Raw genomic sequence first — 19,557 nt, 5'->3', positions numbered from 1 at the left:
AAGATGATTACCAGAAGAGCATACGTAGAAGACATTAATCAACTGGCACAATTATTTGATGCCTACCGCATATTCTACAAACAAGACAGCGACATTAAAGGTGCAAAAGCATTTTTAATGTCGCGTTTTAATTTAAAAGACTCTGTAATTTTTATAGCAATTGTAAACCAAAATATTGTTGGCTTTACACAGCTTTATCCAAGTTTTTCATCTGTTAAAATGCAACGTACTTTTATTCTTAATGATTTATATGTTTCAGAAACACATCGTAAAAATGGTGTAGGAGAACTATTGCTAAATACTGCAAAGAAATTTTGCGAAACAGAACAGGCACGAGGATTAACTTTAGAAACAGACATTAACAATCCGGCTCAACATTTATATGAGCGATTGGGTTGGAAAAAGGATACAGATGTTCTTCACTATACTTGGGAGTTAAATAAAGAGGTGTAATGATTAAAAATAAATCAATATTAAGTGCATCTAACTTGTCTGTCGGCTATCTTTCTAAGCTGGCAGAGACAACTATTGTTTCAGATATTTCAATTTCATTTAATAAAGGAGAACTCATAGGAGTTATTGGTGTAAATGGCTCAGGAAAATCTACGCTATTAAGAACATTAAGCGGCTTACAACCAGCTCTAAAAGGCGATATTTATTTAGATAATACAGCGCTTCAACATAAAAACCCAAAAGAAATAGCAAAAGCAATAAGCTTGGTTTTAACAGATCAACCTATCTCAAAAAACCTAACAGTTAAAGAATTAATTGCTCTAGGAAGACAACCCTATACCAATTGGATTGGTAAACTTTCAAATGAAGACAAGGCTGCTATAAAAAAAGCTATGCAGTTGGTAGGTATTGAAGAGTTAGCAGATAAATTTTGCTATGAGTTAAGTGATGGCCAATTACAAAATGTTTTAATAGCAAGAGCACTTGCCCAAGATACCAAACTTATTATTTTAGATGAGCCCACATCTCACTTAGACATGTATCATAAAGCATATGTACTTCAATTATTAAGTAAACTGGCTAAAACAACAGGTACTTGTATTGTCTTTGCTACTCACGAAATAAATTTAGCGTTACCGCTTTGTGATAAGCTTTTATTAGTAAAAGACGGCAAGGTTAGCTTTGAGACTCCAGAATATCACATTACTAATAAACACTTAAACACATTGTTTCCAGAAGATCTTATAAGCTTCAATGAAACATCAAAACAATTCATCATTAATTCAAATTAAGTCTGTAATTTACTTGCTAACTTTACACAGAACACAAGTTATATTTATAATGGATCAAAACTTTTTTGTATTTCTCTTAGTCGGATTAATTTCTGCACTTTCTGGAGCGTATTTGGGTAATCTTTTTGCGCGCTTAAAAAATAAGTCTGAAACTAGCGCTTTACAGGAACGCATAAACCAAACAGAACACCAATTAGAACGTGTTGAGGAAAGTTTAGGGCGTACAGAAGTTGAAAAGCAAACAATACGTTCTGAAAAAGAACAACTTAATGCTACTATGCAGGTAATGAAAGTTGAGTATGAGACTCTTGAACGTAAAACCAAAGAGCAAAAAGGTGAGATGGAGCAACTTCAAGAAAAATTCACCAAAGAATTTGAAAACCTTGCCAATAAAATACTAGATGAGAAATCGACAAAATTCACCGAGCAAAACAAAACCAATATAGATATCATCTTAAAACCGCTTCAGGAAAAAATTGAAAAATTTGAAAAGCGTGTAGAAGACAGTAACAAAGAACAATACGGAAGACATAGCGAACTAAAGGAACAAATTAAAGGTCTGTCCGAACTTAATCAACAAATGAGTAAAGATGCAGACAATCTCACAAAAGCACTTAAGGGTGATAGTAAAATGCAAGGTAATTGGGGAGAATTAATTCTTACCCGTATTTTAGAAAAGTCTGGTCTCGAAAAAGATAGAGAATATACATTACAAGATAGTCATGACAACCCTGAAGGCAGACGATTACAAACTGACGTGCTAATACATTTACCAGATGGTAAAAAAATGATTATTGACAGCAAAGTATCCTTAACAGACTTTGAACGCTTTGTTTCCTCTGAAGATGAAGATGATAAACGCAGGCATTTAAAATCACATATAGCTTCAATTAAACGTCATGTTGAACAATTAAGTGCTAAAAATTACCAATACCTTATAGATGAAAGTCCAGACACTATATTTATGTTTATTCCTATTGAGCCTGCATTTGCAATAGCATCTGCAAATGAGCCTAATTTGTATGAAATTGCTTTTGATAAGCAGGTTATAATTGTAACACCTTCAACATTATTAGCTGCATTAAGGTTGGTTGATAACCTATGGCAAAATGATAGGCAAAAACAAAATGCTATTGAAATTGCAACACAAGCTGGTGCTCTATATGATAGTTTTACAAACTTGACAGATGAATTAATTAAGGTAGGAAAGCAAATTGGTACGGTACAGAACAGCTATGAAGGTGCAATGAAAAAACTTACCGGAAGAGGTAATTTAATTAAGCGTGTTGAAAAGCTAAAAAAATTAGGCGCTAAAGCAAGCAAAGCTATTGATGCCAAATTATTGAGCAGAGCAGAAGACAGTGACGAGGATTAAATTATAATAACACTGAAATTAAAACAGATGAAAAAACTATTAGGAATTATAATTGGAGGCATTTTGGCTATTGCAATTTTGTGGTATGCATTTTTATACTTTGTGCCTTATAGTGAAGGTACTCGTGCTGGTGAACTTATAAAGTTTAGCAATAAAGGAGTCATTATTAAAACTTGGGAAGGTGAGATAAGCCAAGGTATAAGTGGCGCTCAAATATTTTCTTTCAGTGTATTAGATCAAGAAGAAGAGGTTATAGCAAATCTTAAAGATTTTCAAGGAGAATACGTAGAGCTAACCTATATAGAACGCTTTGGCACTATATTCTTTTGGGGAGATTCTAAATATTTTATTACAGATGTTAAACTATCTGAATCACCTCACTTTAGACGATAAAAAAACGCCCAAGCAATTTGCTTGGGCGTTTCTTCAATTGCGTATTAAAAATTTATTTCTTCATAACTCTAAGTACAGAAGTTTCTCCACTTTCTGAAGTTACATTCACGAAATAAAGACCATTTTGTAAACCTCCCATTTTAATGTTGGTCATATTTACACTACCTGCTTGAGTAGTTAACACCTTTTTACCTAACATTGAGAACACCTCAATTTTAGAAATCTTTAATAAAGATGTTATTGTTAACTCATCTTGAACCGGATTAGGATAAGAATTAAGGTTTAATCTAAATTTATCTTGTGTGCTTAAAGTTTCAACAACGGTTATTGTTCCGTTCATACTTGAAGGGTGAATAGTACAACGATAATCGTTAGTTCCTAATTCATCAAACAAAACACTAAACACAAAATTACTATCACTAGTTTGCTGGCTTTGAAAAGATTGTTGAGATCCTGCGTCTGAGACTACATCGTGAAAACCTCCATTCCAATCCCACTCTACCGTATCACCTAACTCAACAGTTAGAGATGCATTATCTCCAACAGATGTATTCCATTGAATAGTATAAGTAGTTTGCGCTGAAATTTGAAATGCAGCAAAAACTAAAAGAATAAGTAGATATTTTTTCATAAGCTTAAATAATATATTGTACGGATATAAAATTAATTAAATTTTAACACTTTTCATACAATAATTAGATTTATTTACTCAAATACATCTTTCTTCTAGAATATAGGTCATAAAATTGATCATCTCTTAAACTATCAATAAATAAGATGCTTTCTCCTGTACTCTTCATTTCTGGTCCCAATTGCTTGTTCACGTTATGAAATTTATTAAAAGAGAATACAGGTTGCTTTATGGCATAACCTTCTAAGTGAGGTTTAAAATCAAAGTCTGTCACCTTTTTAGCTCCCAACATAACTTTAGTTGCATAGTTTACGTATGGCTCTCCATATGCCTTTGCAATAAAAGGAACAGTACGAGATGCTCTAGGATTTGCTTCAATAATATAAACCTTATCTTCTTTTACAGCAAACTGAATGTTTATTAAACCTACTGTATTTAATGCTAAAGCAATTTTCTTAGTGTGATCCTTTATTTGCTCTAATACCAAATCTCCTAAATTAAAAGGTGGTAGTGTTGCGTTAGAATCTCCAGAGTGAATACCACAAGGTTCAATATGTTCCATTATTCCAATAATGTATACATTCTCACCATCACAAATAGCATCTGCTTCTGCTTCTATGGCACCGTCTAAATAATGGTCTAAAAGTAATTTATTGTTAGGTATTTTTCTAAGCAAATCAACTACGTGCTCCTCTAATTCTTGTTTGTTAATTACAATCTTCATGCCTTGTCCTCCAAGTACATAAGATGGTCTTACCAAGATTGGAAAATCTAATTTATCTGCTACTGCTAAAGCCTCATCTGCTGTCTCTGCAACATCAAATTCTGGATAAGGGATATTATTTTCTTGTAATAATTTAGAGAAGCTTCCTCTATCTTCTGCCAAGTCTAAGGCTTGATAAGTAGTTCCCATTATTTTTATTCCGTAGCGGTCTAGTTTCTCAGCTAGCTTCAACGCAGTCTGACCACCTAGTTGCACAATAACTCCTTCTGGCTTTTCATGACGAATAATGTCATAAATATGCTCCCAAAATACAGGTTCAAAATACAGTTTATCTGCTATATCAAAATCTGTTGAAACAGTTTCTGGGTTACAGTTTATCATTATGGTTTCATAACCGCACTCGCTTGCAGCAAGAACACCGTGTACACAACAATAATCAAACTCAATACCTTGCCCAATTCTGTTTGGTCCAGAACCAAGAACTATAATTTTCTTTTTATCGCTTACTACACTTTCATTATCTACATAAACGGTACCATCTGCTTTTTCAATTGGCGCCTCAAACGTAGAGTAATAATATGGTGTTTGTGCTTTAAACTCTGCAGCACAAGTATCAACTAATTTGTAAACTCTATTGATATTTAACTCATCACGCTTGTTGTATACTTGACTTTCCAAGCAACCTAACATATGTGCTATTTGACGGTCTCCATATCCTTTTTGCTTTGCTTCTAAAAGTAGTTCTTTAGGTAGCGTATCAATTTTATATGTAGAAATTTCCTTTTCTAAGAAATATAACTCCTCATATTGTTTAAGGAACCACATATCTATCTTAGTAATTTCTTGAATTCTGCTTAACGGAATTCCTAATTGTATTGCATCATAAATTACAAAAACACGATCCCAACTTGCATAGGTAAGTTTCTGTATAATCTGATCATAATCTTTATAACCTTTACCATCTGCACCTAATCCGTTTCTTTTAATTTCTAGAGATTGAGTGGCTTTATGTAACGCTTCTTGAAAAGAACGTCCTATTCCCATAACCTCACCAACAGACTTCATCTGAAGACCAAGTGTACGGTCTGATCCTTCGAACTTATCAAAATTCCAACGTGGAATTTTCACAATCACATAATCTAATGTCGGTTCAAATAATGCAGATGTTGTTTTGGTAATTTGGTTATCTAATTCATCTAAATGATAACCAATAGCTAATTTTGCAGCAATTTTTGCAATTGGGTATCCTGTTGCTTTAGATGCTAACGCAGATGAACGTGATACACGAGGATTTATCTCAATTGCTATAATGTCTTCATTTTCATCTGGACTTACTGCAAATTGTACATTACAACCTCCTGCAAAATCTCCAATACTACGCATCATATGTATAGCCATATCACGCATTTTCTGGAAAGTTTTATCACTTAAGGTCATTGCTGGCGCTACAGTAATCGAGTCTCCAGTATGGATACCGATAGCATCCATATTTTCAATAGTACAAATAATAACAACGTTGTTATTATGATCTCTTAAAAGCTCTAGTTCATATTCTTTCCAGCCTATTAAAGCCTTGTCTATCATCACCTCATGAATTGGAGATGCCTCTAGACCACGCGTTAACATTTCATCAAAATCTTCTTCTTTGTATACAAAAGAAGCGCCTGCACCACCTAAGGTAAATGATGATCTAATAATTAATGGAAAACCAAATTCTTGTGCTATTTCTTTTCCTTGAAGGTAAGACGTCGCTGTTTTTTGAGGCGCCATTGGCACGCCAATGTCTATCATTAACTCTCTAAACTTCTCACGGTCTTCAGTGATATTAATAGCGTCTATATTTACACCAATAATTTTTACATCAAAGTCTTCCCAAATTCCTTTTTCGTCTGCTTCAATACATAAATTTAAAGCAGTTTGTCCACCCATTGTAGGCAACACAGCATCAATTTGAGGGTGTTCTTTTAAAATCTGAATGATAGATTTTGTTGTTAATGGTTTCAGATACACATGATCGGCCATAGACGGATCGGTCATGATGGTTGCAGGATTAGAGTTTATAAGAATGGTCTCTATGCCGTCTTCTCTTAAAGAGCGTAGGGCTTGCGTTCCTGAATAATCAAACTCACAGGCTTGTCCAATAATAATAGGTCCAGATCCTATGATAAGTATACTTTTAAGGCTTGTGTTCTTTGGCATTGTATTGATTTATAAGGTGGTATAAATTTAAGCTTTCTTACCAGACTATTGGGTATAAAAAAAGGCGTTACTTTAAAAAAGCAACGCCTTGATATTTTTAAACTAAAGGCATAATACCTTAGTGTTTGTGTCTCATCTCAGATGATACTGATAGTTTCTTACGTCCTTTTGCTCTTCTTCTAGCAAGAACTTTTCTACCATTTACAGAAGCCATACGCTCTCTGAAACCGTGTTTGTTCTTTCTTTTTCTCTTAGATGGTTGAAACGTTCTTTTCATCGTAGTATAATCTTTATCTTTAAACTTCCGTTAGGAATTATCTCTTTTCAAAACTGCGTGCAAATATACAATTTTATTTCGCTTCAGCAAGCCTCAATATCATTTTTTTAAACTTTTTTACACGAGTATAAAATTCTATTCAAATTTAAGGTTTTCAATAAGAAATCTTGTTAAAAAGAGCATTGTATTTGTAAGCATCAGCCTTAATAAAAGATATGAAATGTTATCTTTGCAATCTTAAAATTTAAATATAAGCAATGTTCAATAAAAACATTAAACTCGTTATAGCAGCTGCAATTGTAGCTTGGGCAATTTGGCAAATGGTTGAAGGCAATATTGGTAATGGTATACTATTAATCTTACTTGCTGGTATTTTTGTGTTCTTATATTTTAAAAATGAAATGATTCTGCTAGCATTTTTAAGGTTACGTAAGCAAGATTTTCCTGGCGCTAAAAAATGGCTAGATAAAATAAAGAATCCTGAAGCTGCTCTTGTAAAGAAACAACAAGGTTATTTTCATTACCTACATGGGTTAATGATTTCTCAAACTAATATTACAAAAGCAGAAAAGTATTTTAAGAAAGCAATAAAACTTGGTTTATCTATGGATCAAGATTTAGCTATGGCAAAATTAAATCTTGCAGGAATAGCTATGACTAAACGCCGTAAGCGAGAAGCACAACTGTTAATGACAGAAGCTAAGAAACTAGACAAACATGGTATGCTTGCTGAACAACTTAAAATGATGAAACAGCAAATGAAACGCATCTAATTATTGCGTTTCTTATTTTAAAATTTTGTTAAGATGTTTATATATCATAGTTTTATGCTATAAAACCTAGTATATGAACAGAGCATTACTTTATGTATTGATAATTTTATGCTCACATTTTATTGCCGCTTCTCAGACTAGAAACAATTTATTTTCTGAAGCTATTGCTACTCACCTCACCAAATACAACAAGAAAATAAACAAAGCCTACGAAGCTAAAGATTACGAGCGTGCAGAGTTTATGTTTGACTCTCTTGTTAAACATCATTTACGAGGTACTTATCTAGATAATTTTAAGGTAGACTGTCTTGCTAAAAGTATAGATTGCTTTGATGATTATAAGAAGCCTATGTTTTTAGTTACATACGCCTCTTGGTGTGTCCCTACAGAAGGCGAAATTCCTGCAATAAATGAACTTGCCAAAAAATATAAGAAAGACATAGATTTTGTTGTCCTATTTTGGGATAAGAAAACTAATGTTAGAAAGTCTTCAAAAAAATATAACAAACATGTAGATATTTTATATGTAGACGAGCTGGAAAACTCCAATGACAATATTGTAAAGAAGATGAAACACTCTTTGGGCTTTCCTACTTCTTTTTATTTAGGATCTGATAAAAAGATAATCGACATTAAGAGAACTGTATTTCATCCGCTTCATATTAGTTATTCAGAATCTTATAACCTAAACTACAACACAATCTCGCAAGGTTTGTCTTTATTACTTTCTGAAGAAGCTAAAAAACAAGACCAACCACTTTATGGGTATTAACCTTTAAAGTAATCCATTTCCTTATTAAGCTAATACTACTTATTAGTTAAATCATAAATTTATTATAATGACCTAACAACTAATTGAGATACCACGTATTTTTAATAGGTATTTAAATAAGGGGTTTAGTGGAGTTAGACATTATCTTAGTATTCAGCATCATATTTATTACTATAGTATTATTTGTAACAGAATACTTTACTGTAGATAAAATTGCGTTTTTCTTAATTGCCTCTCTTACACTGTTACAACTCGTTTCTCCAGAAGAAGCTATTAGTGGCTTTTCTAACTCTGCCACCATTACAGTACTATGCTTAATGATAGTTGCCATTGGTTTAGAAGAAAATGGCGTTATAAAATGGCTAAGCGAAGGCCTAAAAAAACTTAGCATACTACCGTTAATTTTAATAGCCCCAATATTTATGGTGGTTACTGCTGGAATTTCGGCATTTATAAGTACAACAGCAGTAGTTATAATCTTTATTAAGATTGTGTTCCAGCTATCCGAACGTTTTAAAATACCATCTGGAAAACTACTCATGCCAATTTCTTTTGCAGGAATTTTAGGTGGTAGCTGCACCCTAATGGGAACCTCAACAAACTTAATTGTAAATAGTTTAGCTCAAGAATATGGCGCAGAACGCTTGGGCTTTTTTGAGTTTGCTATTTATGGTTTATGTTTTTTAGTGATAGGTATTGTGTATATGGTGTTTGCTTCAAAGTTTTTGCCGAAAACAAAACCTGAAGAAATAGACTCCGAATACGGTCTAGATTCTCTAGTGGCAACTGTTGAAATTGCTCCAGATTCTAAATTGATAGGCAAACGTATTGAGGACACTATCTTTTATGGTGATAAAGATCTTTCTGTCTTAAAATTAATACGAGAAGACAATGTTATAAATGAACCTGGAAGGTATATATCACTAAGAGAAGAAGACAAATTAATTGTGATGTGCGATTTTGAAAATCTTGTAAAATTATCTGAACAAGAGGAATTTATAATCCACGATAGCAAATTAAAAACCACAGAAAAAACAAACGAAGACAACCAAGACAAAGCAGAACTAAAAAAACCTAAAACAACCTATGCAGAGCTTTTGTTATTACCTGGTTCAATTTTATTGGGAAAAACGCTAACAGACCTAAGAAATTATTCACTTAGAGGCGCAACGCCAATAGCTATTAAAAAACGTAAAAACTTAAGAAATACAAAGGAGCGCCTTATAAGAAAGGACTTTAATGATATAAATTTAAAACCAGGCGACCGTATACTTATTGAAACATCAGACAAATCGCTTTCTGAGATAGATACTATTGAAAATGTTGCTGTTATAGATAGACATGATTTTGTAAACAGCGCTTCAAAACAAAAAAGAATAACAGCATTTATAATTTTCTTATTAGTTGTGGGCTTAGCTGCATCTGGTGTTCTTACAATTTTAGCTAGTGCTATTACTGGTGTTGCACTAATGCTGGGAACAAAATGTCTTGACTTAAATAATACCTATAAAAAAATTGACTGGCAGATTATCTTTCTTCTAGCAGGCATGATTCCGCTTGGTGTTGCTATGAGCAATAGTGGTGCAGATATGTGGATTTCTGAAAACCTTATAGCTATAATGGTTGGGAAAGGCGATGTATTTGTACTTGGCCTTATTTTTCTTGTCACTATGTTATTAAGTGGTACAATCTCCAATAATGCCACAGCAATTATCATGTTACCTATTGCAATTTCTGTTGCCAATGGCTTAGGCTTATCTCTAAAACCTTTTATTCTTGCTATTATGTTTGCTGCTAATTTTAGTTTTTTCACGCCCGTTGGTTACCAAACAAACACACTAATTTACGGATTAGGTATTTATAAGTTTAAGCACTTCTTAATTGTTGGAGGTATTCTTTCTGTAATATTATGGGTGTGCGCTACTTTACTCCTATCTACATTATTATAAGAGTGGAGCCCAAAGACGATTAAATGATTCTTTAAGTTTTTCTGAAAGTGCTCTGTCACGCCACTGCTCAAGATTTAACTCTTCTGTATCTTCCAAGTCTCTCTCAAACATCTCTGTCATTTGCTTACCAAAGTCATCATTAAAGAGTAATGCATTTATCTCAAAGTTTATATTAAAGCTTCTATAGTCCATATTACTTGTTCCTATACTGCTTAATTGCTCGTCGATTACAATGGTTTTGGCATGCACCATACCTTTGCAATAACAGAATACTCTAATTCCAGATTCTAAAAGTTCTTCTATATAAGAATAGGTTGCATATTTAGCTGCAAAAGAATCGCCTTCTTTAGGAATTATTATCTGCACATCTACTCCACTTCTACTCGCTGTTTTTAAAGCCGTAAGAATTTGATCATTAGGAATAAAATATGGCGTTGTAATTTTTATACTTTTTTGAGCATTATTTATAGCCATAAAAATAGCTTCCATAATATATGGCCATCTTGAATCTGGACCACTAGCAACGATCTGTATTGGCAAATTTGCCTTAAAGTTTACAGATGGAAAGTATTTCTCCTCTATATCTATTTCTTGATCTGTCACAAAACTCCAATTTAATAGAAACTGCGATTGTAAGGACTTTACAGCATCACCTTCAATTTTTAAATGGGTATCTCTCCAATACACATCATTCTGCCCGTTACAATACTCGTCTGAAATATTTACGCCTCCCAAAAAACCTACAACACCATCAATAACCGTAATTTTTCTATGATCCCTATAGTTTAGTTTTCTAGTTAGGTTAGGAAACCAAACCGGCATAAATGGGTGTATTTCTACACCACAGCTTTTTAACTGCTCTACATTTGGAGATTTTAATTGATTACCAACGTAATCATACATGACTTTAACACTTACTCCTTCATTAGCCTTGTCGCAAAGTATATTTATAAGTTGTTTCCCTATCTTATCTGCAGAAAAGATATAGTACTCTAAATGTATATGATCTTTAGCTTGTCTTAAAGCTTCAAAAATAGCATCGAAGGTGTTATTACCGTTAATTAACAGTTCTACTTTATTATTATATGTAAGTGGCTTTCTTGGTTTGTTTTGAATGAGTTTTATAAGCTTAGACTGCTTTTCTATAATATCATTTTTTTCTCCTTCAATATCTGTATCATCTACTAAAAGGCGCTTTTCCCATTTTTTAAGAATAGAGTTACTCATAACTTTTTTCTTATCAAACAGTTTTTCCTTTCTGTACTCTTGACCAAAAAAATAGTAGACAAAGATGCCTACAAACGGCAACACAATTAATATTAGGAAATAAGATAACGTCCTAGAAGGATTACGGTTATGCAGCAAGACAAAAAATGCTGTAACCAAAGCCACAGCATAATTTACTATTAATAAAATAATCCAAATGTTATCTTGTATGTATTGCATATAGTTAAGGCGTTGTATAGTATCCTTCTTCTGGAATATCTATAGAGTATTGTTTGCGAGAAGAGTTATTTAAATGCTTCTCTCTAAGCCAAGGATTGTGAATCTTTAAGATTTTGTAGTTTATACCAAAACCTTCAGCAAATTTTGTAAAGTCTGAAACTGCAGTATCTACTGAAACTTTGTACGTAGGCACTTCTGTGTAAAGATCTTTTTCTTGAAAATTGAAACCATATTTTCCTGGGTTGCTTAAAATTTCTTTCAATGCTAAAATTCTAAAAACGTAACGTCCCGTTTCTTCACCAAGTAATAAGTCATAATAACCATCTACATTTTGACGCTCCATTTCTCTAGAAACACCATAATTACCTGCATTATATGCTGCAGCTGCAAGTGTCCAAGATCCAAAACGTTCTTTAGATGCTTTTAAATATTTACAGGCAGCTCTTGTAGATTTTTCTATATGGTAACGTTCATCTACATTATCATTTACTTCTAAACCGTATTCTTTACCTGTTTCTTTTAAAATTTGCCAGAACCCTGTTGCTCTAGCAGGAGAAACAGCCTGTGTTAATCCACTTTCTATCACTGCCAAGTACTTTAAATCTTCTGGCACACCTTCTTCTTTTAATATTGGTTCTATTATAGGAAAGTATTTATTAGCTCTTTTAAAAAGTAAAAGACCGTTAGACTGCCAATAGGTATTTACTAAAAGTTCTCTATCCATACGCTCCTTAATATCTGGATTTTGAACCGGAACAGGTTCTCCCGCAAAATTTAAATTATCTGGAAGTGGTAGAGCGTATACATTATAATCATTTACAACTTTTACTTCTGTATTTTCATTCTTAGGAGCTGTAGGCGCATCTTGAACAGCTTGTATACTTACACCAATTACTGCTATTACTCCTATTCCTGTTAAAATTGATTTTAAAATCTTCATCTGCTTACTTTTTTTGATAAAATTAATGATAATTAAGCACAATAGTACATTAGCACTTGTGTTAATGTCTATTAATTTTTAAGTCTATTTATGCTATTTTCGTGACTTATAATCTGTACTATGAAACTATATACCTCTTTTTTATTTTTATTGCTATACACGGTAGCTTCTTCTCAGATTATTGGTAAAGTTACAGATGCCAGCGGCGAGCCACTTCCTTTTGTAAATATTTATATCGATAACTCCAGTACAGGCACAACTACCAATAAAGATGGTAATTATGAATTAAATATAGATGCTCTTGGTACATATACCATAAGTTTTCAATTTATAGGATATACTCCAGAAAAGAAAACAGTACAAGTTTCTAAACTGCCATATATTTTAAATGCTACATTACAGGAAGAAACTACAAGTTTAGATGAAGTTGTTTTAAACTCTGGCGAAAATCCTGCCTATAGGATTATTCGTGAGGCTATAGCAAACAGGAAAACAAACCTTGCTAAAACAGATGAATTTACTGCCGATTTTTATTCCAGAGGCTTATGGCGAATTGAAGATGCTCCAGAAAAAATACTTGGTCAGGAAATTGGTGATTTTAATGGTGGCTTAGACTCTACAAGACAAGGCGTTATTTACTTAAGTGAAACCATTAGTGAAATTAAATATAAAGCTCCAGATAATTTTAAGGAAAATATTGTGGCATCTATTGTAAGTGGAGATGACAATGGATTTAGTTTAAACACTGCTCAAGAAAGTAATATTTCTTTTTATAACAATACTATAAATCTTAACACCCAAGTAATTTCACCAATTGCAGACTATGCTTTTAACTATTACGATTACAAGCTAGTTGGTGTATTTTATGACGATTTAGGGCATTTAATTAATAAAATAGAAGTTATCCCAAAACGCCAAAATGATCCTGTATTTTCTGGGTTAATTTATATTTCTGAAGATACTTATGAAATTTATGGTACAGCATTAAATATTACAGGAAAAGCAATTCAAATTCCTTTTATTGAAACCCTTGTGTTTACACAAAATTTTAAATATTCCACTATTGATTCGCTTTGGTTAAGAACGTCTCAAGTAGTCGATTTTAGTTTTGCTTTTTTTGGTGTTAAAGGAAATGGAAGGTTTACCGCTGTTTATAGTAATTATGATTTTTCACCTCAATTTGATTCTAAAACATTTGGTAGTGAAATATTAACATATGAATCTGAAGCTAACAAAAAGGATTCGATTTTCTGGAAAGGTGTAAGACCAGTACCGCTTACAGATGAAGAACTAACAGATTACATTAAAAAAGACAGCATACAAGAAATACGCGGTTCAAAAACCTATTTAGACTCTGTAGATCGAGCAGAAAACCGTTTTAAAATTTCAGATGTACTTTTTGGATATCACTATAAGAATTCGTTCAAAAAATATGATTTTGATATAAGTGCTCCAATAACAAATATACACTACAATACAGTACAAGGTTGGAATGGCTCACTCACTGCTAGCTTTCAAAAAAATCAAGAGGAATTTAATCGAAAATATTGGCGTTTGTATACAACTGGTAATTATGGTACATCAGATGAGAAACTTAGGTTAAAAGCAGGATATCAACAAAAATTTAATAATACATCGAGACCTATTCTTTCACTTGAAGCAGGAACAGAGACACAACAGATAAACTCCGAAGAGCCTATTAAACTTATAGTAAATGATTTTGCTAGTCTTTTCTTTGAACGCAATTATTTAAAAATATATGAAAGGCAATATGCACAAATTGGTTATTCTCAAGAATTAATTAATGGATTAAGATTTTATGGAGGCGCTAGTTATGAACGTAGAATACCTCTATTTAATACTACAGACCAAACATTTTATCCAAGAGAAGATGAGCAATTTACAAGCAACAATCCATTACAACCTTTAAATGAAAATTCCGCTCCATTTGTTGAACATAATATTGTAAAAGCAAGCCTTAATGCCCAACTAGTTTTTGGACAGAAATACTACAGCTATCCTGATGGCAAATACAATACTAGACCAGACAAATATCCCGTTTTGTTTCTTGGCTACGAAGGTGGTTATGGAGCTACTGTAAGTGATTATAATTTTCATCATCTTAAAGCCAGACTTGCACAAGCTTTTAATATTGGAAATAAAGGTAGATTTGGATATAACCTAAGAACAGGTACATTTTTAAATGGTGAAGCTATTAGTTATTTAGATTTTAAACATTTTAATGGTAACCAAACAAGAATAGGTACCAGTAATACATATCTTAATAATTTTAACCTATTACCATATTATGCTTTAAGCACTAATGATACATATTTTGAAGGTCACTTAGAGCACGATTTTAAAGGCTATATTTTAAATAAAATACCTTTAGTAAACACATTAGGCTTTAGCTTGGTACTAGGCGCACACACACTAAATACAACTCAAAATAAACCTTATACAGAATACTCTGTTGGGTTTGATAATGTTGGTTTCGGGAAATTTCGTTTTTTTCGGGTAGATTACGTTACTAGCAATATAAATGGTAATAAAGAAAGTGCCTTTATCTTTGGACTTAAAGTTTTAAATTTATTGGGAATAGACTAGCGTTTTTATGATACACCAATCTAAATCTTACTTAAAGTTTCTAAGAACATCTAGAAATCAGCACGGCGTTCATTCACCATTTGTGTATCAATTAGTAACACAATGCTTTTATAAACGCCAACAGCATACAGCTTATGAAATTATAAAGTCTTACAAAAAGCGTATTCGAAAGAATAAGGCAACTATAAGCGTTTCAGATTTAGGTTCAGGATCTCGCATATTTAAATCTTCAGAGCGTAAGGTTTCTAAAATAGGAAAGTTTGCAGGTACAAAATTAAAACGCGCCAAACTTTTAAACAGGATAGTTAGGTATCTTAATATTTTAAAAGCGTTGGAGTTAGGCACATCAGTTGGCTTAGGTTCTGTTGCTATTGCAGCAGGAAATGAAAATACATCTGTATTAACTATTGAAGGTTGCCCAGAAACTGCCAAACTAGCAAAAGACAATTTTAACAGCTTTAACTTTGAGAACATCGAGATAATAAATGGGGACTTTGATTCAGTGTTACCAAACCTACAATCCACATTTGATTTAGTTTTTATTGACGGCAACCATACCAAAAATGCTACACTACGTTATTTTGAAGCACTTTTACAGCTAAGCCACAACGACACTGTATTTATTTTTGATGATATTTATCTTAATAAAGATATGACAAAGGCTTGGGAGCTTATTAAAAATCATGAAAGCGTTACAGTTACTATAGATACGTTTAAGTGGGGATTTGTATTTTTAAGAAAAGAGCAAGCTAAGGAGCATTTTGTAATAAGGGTGTAACTACCTAGCCCAAATATTATACTTCAAAATGCACCACAATGCTCTTATACCATCCTTCCAATTTATCTTTTTACCTTCTTCATAAGTTCTTCCGTAATAGGAAATTCCAACCTCATAAATCCTAACCTTAGGAATTCTAGAGATTTTAGCGGTAACCTCAGGCTCAAATCCAAATCGTCTTTCTTTCAGTGTTAAAGATTTGAGCATATCTGCTCTAAAGAGTTTATAGCAAGTTTCCATATCTGTTAAGTTAAGATTGGTAAACATATTGCTTAAAAATGTGAGAAATTTATTACCTATTGTATGCCAAAAGAATAAGATTCTATGCGGATTACCACCCATAAATCTAGAACCGTATACAACATCTGCATTACCATTTAATATAGGCTTAAGTAATTTATTATACTCTTCTGGATCGTACTCTAAATCTGCATCTTGTATAATGATAAAATCACCATTAGCCATTTCAATTCCTTTATGAAGCGCTGCACCTTTCCCCATATTTTTAGGTTGGCTGAAGAATTGAAATTTTGTCTGCGGATTGTTCTCTATAAATTCTTGTATCTTAATAGAAGTATCATCTGTAGAAAAATCATTCACAATTACAATTTCTCTATCTAAGCCTTCCGGAAGAGATACATTAACAAGAACGTTTAAAATTATATCTATGGTGGCAGATTCGTTGTAAGCTGGTACAACTATAGAGAGTGTATTCAAAATTTACTAAGTTTTACAATTGCTAAAGTAAGTGTTTTTTTAGTAATAGTTAAATACCTCATTTAAAGATATGTGTAACATATTTAAATTGGGCACGTCTATTAATTACAACCAAAATCCAACCTATGAAATCTTCATCTTTCCTTTTAGCATTAATGACACTTTTTATATTTAGCTGTAAAAACAAGCCTAAAACTACTTCTAAGAATGAAAATGCTACTGCTGTTCAAAAATCTATGAATACTAATGCTTCTCGATTTCTGAAGGGTGAATCTGTTACTGCTATATCAATAGGCATTTTTAAAGATGGTAATAAATATACTTCTCATTATGGTGAGCTAGATCCAAATACTGGCAATACTCCAAACGACTCAACACTTTATGAGATAGCTTCTGTTACTAAAACAATGACTGGTGCTTTAGTAGCTCAAGCAGTTTTAGAGGGTAAACTTTCTTTAGATGATTATATAAGAACGTTTTTAGATGAAGATTATCCAAACCTAGAGTACAACGGTACTCCTATTAGGATAAGAGATTTATTATCTCATACCTCAAGATTACCTAGCAACAATAAAGGCATTGCTGAAATTATGCAGACAATTAATGATAGTACTGCTTTTAAGTTTAATGCTATTGAAATGGGGTATTCCCAAGACGATTTCTTCAATTATCTACACGAGATAAAATTAGATACGTTGCCTGGTCATATTTACAGTTACTCTAATCTTGGCGCTAATCTTACAGGTCATATTTTAGAGCAAGTAAATCATAAGTCTTATGATAATTTGTTGAAAGATGTTTTATTTGATAATCTTAATATGAATAACAGTAAGCTTAAGTTAACTAAGCTAGACTCTTTAAATTTAGCTCAAGGTTATAATGATAAACGTACAAAAATGCCATTTTTACCATTAGGTAAAAATCTTTGGGGTGCAGAAGGTGGCGTTAAATCTACTGTGCCAGATATTTTAAATTATATCGAGTTTCAATTAGATAGTACAAACGTATTAGCTCAAAAAAGTCACGAAAAAGTTTACACCTTTAGTGACGCTGAGTATATGGCCTATTTCTGGCCTGTAGAAAATCATCCTATCCACGGTATTTATTATGAACATCATGGTGGTGCTTTTGGCTTTAACACTTTTGTTTATGTATATCCTAAATATAATATGGGTGTTGTAGTTACAACCAATACTAGTGGCGCAAAGGCATCTAATGTGTTAGATAATGTTGTTTTAGGTTTGGTAGATGATCTTAAGCCTTTTGGAAAAAAATCTATCACTTATGCTATAGAAGATAGCATTAATACTAATGTAAACGATGGTGTGACTTATTATAAAGAATTAAAAAAAAACAAACCTGAAGTTTATGACTTTTCAGATGAAAATTCATTAAATAGTTTAGGATATAGAGTGCTTAGAAGTGGAGATACTCAAGGTGCCATTAAAATATTCACCCTTAATACTGAAGAGTTTCCTGAGTCATCTAATCCTTTTGATAGTTTAGGTGAAGCATATTTAGAAGAAGGAAATTATCAAATGGCATTAAAAAATTATAAAAAAGCATTGTCTCTAGATCCTAACGCAACAAATGCTAAAGAAATGATTACAAAAATTGAAGCCTTAGTAAATGCTTCTTAAAGGTTAACCTCTAATAGCTTTCCTTTTCCGTCTATCTCTATATCTGTAATGCAAGCAGGAATTAATAAGGTCTCACCAAATTTTATAGAATAGTTATATTCTTTGTAAGTAACTATAAAAGAACCTTCAACACTCATAAGTATTACAAAGGAGTCTAAATTAGAGAAATCTCTCTTTAGATTTCCATTCATTGCTAAGATGTTGGTTTTAAAGTATGGCGTATGTATTAATTTAGAAGATGCATTTTCTTTAATTGAATAGCTCGTTTTATAAGAGTCTTTTACATCAAAATCAATAGCATCCAAAGCTTGCTCGGTATGTAATTCTCTTAGCTCTCCAGTTTTAGCATCTACTCTATCGTAGTCATAAATTCTATAGGTAACATCAGATGTCTGTTGAATTTCAGCTAACAATACACCTGCGCCAATTGCGTGAACTCGACCAGTAGGAATATTAAATACATCGCCTCTAGTGACAGATTCTTTATTTAAGATTTTAGTTATGCTAGATGATTTTAGAGCGTCTTGATACTCTTCTTTTGTTACTACTTTACTAAAACCCACTATTATTTCAGCATCATCCTCGGCATCCATAATGTACCACATCTCATTTTTCCCAGAAGAATCATGACGGTTTTCAGCAAGCTCATTATTAGGGTGCACCTGTATAGACAATGGTTTTTTTGCGTCTATATATTTTAAAAGTAAAGGAAAGTTCGTTCCAAAAGTTTTATATACATGAGTTCCCATAAACTCTGTAGTAAAGGTTTCAGCAAGTTCTTGAAGGCTCATTCCTTTTAGGCTTCCATCTTTTACTAAAGTTTGATTATTCTTAACATCAGAAATCTCCCAGGATTCGCCAATATTAGATTCCTCAAAATTTTTATTTAATGTAGTTCTTAATTTTTCACCACCCCAAATTCTATATTTATAAAGTGGTTTAAATTTAAGTGGATAAAGTATTGAAGAATCCATAGTAGCTAAAATAGTTTTGCATTATGCAGAAGTACAAATATACAGTATGATTATTGAAAGCTGTAAATTTACTTACATCCTATTGTAACAAATTTTATAGGCTAGCGTCCTATTAAAA

General features: G+C 32.5%; 17 protein-coding genes. 10 read left to right on the top strand and 7 right to left on the bottom strand.

Annotated elements, in window-relative coordinates:
• Positions 1-3 precede the first annotated feature (3 nt).
• The 4 genes from CL818_RS02385 to CL818_RS02370 are packed head-to-tail and all read left to right on the top strand — an operon-like array spanning position 4 to position 3,012.
• Entirely contained in the window at positions 4-453 is a 450-nt protein-coding gene (locus CL818_RS02385; protein ID WP_272974022.1) for a GNAT family N-acetyltransferase, read from the top strand.
• Complete coding sequence (locus CL818_RS02380; RefSeq protein WP_272974023.1) at positions 453-1,244, top strand: ABC transporter ATP-binding protein; 792 nt, start codon at positions 453-455, stop codon at positions 1,242-1,244. Before CL818_RS02385 ends, CL818_RS02380 begins: the two co-directional genes overlap by 1 nt.
• Positions 1,207-2,619, top strand: coding sequence for a DNA recombination protein RmuC (locus CL818_RS02375; RefSeq protein WP_272974024.1), 1,413 nt, complete (start codon positions 1,207-1,209; stop codon positions 2,617-2,619). Before CL818_RS02380 ends, CL818_RS02375 begins: the two co-directional genes overlap by 38 nt.
• A gap of 27 nt (positions 2,620-2,646) precedes the next feature.
• Positions 2,647-3,012, top strand: coding sequence for a hypothetical protein (locus CL818_RS02370; RefSeq protein ID WP_013188302.1), 366 nt, complete (start codon positions 2,647-2,649; stop codon positions 3,010-3,012).
• Between the two features lie 52 nt (positions 3,013-3,064).
• Here the strand turns inward: CL818_RS02370 and CL818_RS02365 are convergent, their stop codons facing one another.
• From CL818_RS02365 to rpmH, 3 genes are all read right to left on the bottom strand, one after another.
• A complete protein-coding gene (locus CL818_RS02365; protein ID WP_272974025.1) occupies positions 3,065-3,643 on the bottom strand; it encodes a T9SS type A sorting domain-containing protein in 579 nt (192 codons plus the stop codon).
• A 70-nt stretch (positions 3,644-3,713) separates the two neighbouring features.
• Positions 3,714-6,566: a carbamoyl-phosphate synthase large subunit gene (carB, locus tag CL818_RS02360; protein WP_013188304.1), complete on the bottom strand. Its 2,853-nt coding sequence runs from the start codon at positions 6,564-6,566 to the stop codon at positions 3,714-3,716.
• Between the two features lie 118 nt (positions 6,567-6,684).
• Complete coding sequence (gene rpmH, locus CL818_RS02355; protein WP_013188305.1) at positions 6,685-6,843, bottom strand: 50S ribosomal protein L34; 159 nt, start codon at positions 6,841-6,843, stop codon at positions 6,685-6,687.
• A gap of 257 nt (positions 6,844-7,100) precedes the next feature.
• Here rpmH and CL818_RS02350 point away from each other — a divergent pair, with 257 nt between their 5' ends.
• The 3 genes from CL818_RS02350 (at position 7,101) to CL818_RS02340 (ending at position 10,337) form a co-directional block, all read left to right on the top strand.
• Entirely contained in the window at positions 7,101-7,616 is a 516-nt protein-coding gene (locus tag CL818_RS02350) for a membrane protein (protein ID WP_013188306.1), read from the top strand.
• Between the two features lie 73 nt (positions 7,617-7,689).
• Entirely contained in the window at positions 7,690-8,388 is a 699-nt protein-coding gene (locus CL818_RS02345) for a TlpA family protein disulfide reductase (RefSeq protein WP_013188307.1), read from the top strand.
• A 128-nt stretch (positions 8,389-8,516) separates the two neighbouring features.
• A complete protein-coding gene (locus CL818_RS02340) occupies positions 8,517-10,337 on the top strand; it encodes an SLC13 family permease (RefSeq protein WP_272974028.1) in 1,821 nt (606 codons plus the stop codon).
• On the opposite strand, the gene cls is transcribed toward CL818_RS02340, so the two are convergent.
• Positions 10,332-11,783: a cardiolipin synthase gene (cls, locus tag CL818_RS02335; RefSeq protein ID WP_272974029.1), complete on the bottom strand. Its 1,452-nt coding sequence runs from the start codon at positions 11,781-11,783 to the stop codon at positions 10,332-10,334. The genes CL818_RS02340 and cls overlap by 6 nt on opposite strands.
• A 4-nt stretch (positions 11,784-11,787) precedes the next feature.
• A complete protein-coding gene (locus CL818_RS02330) occupies positions 11,788-12,723 on the bottom strand; it encodes a lytic transglycosylase domain-containing protein (RefSeq protein WP_272974030.1) in 936 nt (311 codons plus the stop codon).
• A 120-nt stretch (positions 12,724-12,843) separates the two neighbouring features.
• On the opposite strand from CL818_RS02330, the gene CL818_RS02325 reads away from it, so the two are divergent.
• Together CL818_RS02325 and CL818_RS02320 are read left to right on the top strand one after the other, a co-directional pair.
• On the top strand, positions 12,844-15,330 hold the full coding sequence (locus CL818_RS02325; RefSeq protein ID WP_272974031.1) for a DUF5686 and carboxypeptidase regulatory-like domain-containing protein: 2,487 nt from the start codon (positions 12,844-12,846) through the stop codon (positions 15,328-15,330).
• Positions 15,331-15,337: 7 nt separating this feature from the next.
• Entirely contained in the window at positions 15,338-16,108 is a 771-nt protein-coding gene (locus CL818_RS02320; RefSeq protein ID WP_272974032.1) for an O-methyltransferase, read from the top strand.
• Here the strand turns inward: CL818_RS02320 and CL818_RS02315 are convergent, their stop codons facing one another.
• Entirely contained in the window at positions 16,109-16,825 is a 717-nt protein-coding gene (locus CL818_RS02315; RefSeq protein WP_272974033.1) for a glycosyltransferase family 2 protein, read from the bottom strand.
• A gap of 125 nt (positions 16,826-16,950) precedes the next feature.
• Here CL818_RS02315 and CL818_RS02310 point away from each other — a divergent pair, with 125 nt between their 5' ends.
• Complete coding sequence (locus tag CL818_RS02310) at positions 16,951-18,465, top strand: serine hydrolase domain-containing protein (protein ID WP_272974034.1); 1,515 nt, start codon at positions 16,951-16,953, stop codon at positions 18,463-18,465.
• Here CL818_RS02310 and CL818_RS02305 read toward each other — a convergent pair.
• A complete protein-coding gene (locus CL818_RS02305) occupies positions 18,462-19,439 on the bottom strand; it encodes a type I phosphomannose isomerase catalytic subunit (protein WP_272974035.1) in 978 nt (325 codons plus the stop codon). The genes CL818_RS02310 and CL818_RS02305 overlap by 4 nt on opposite strands.
• Between the last annotated feature and the right edge of the window lie 118 nt (positions 19,440-19,557).

Source organism: Croceibacter sp. (genome assembly GCF_002716225.1).
Lineage (GTDB): Bacteria > Bacteroidota > Bacteroidia > Flavobacteriales > Flavobacteriaceae > Croceibacter > Croceibacter atlanticus.
Note: the sequence above shows the minus strand (reverse complement) of the source record. Positions and strands in the feature narration are given on the sequence as shown.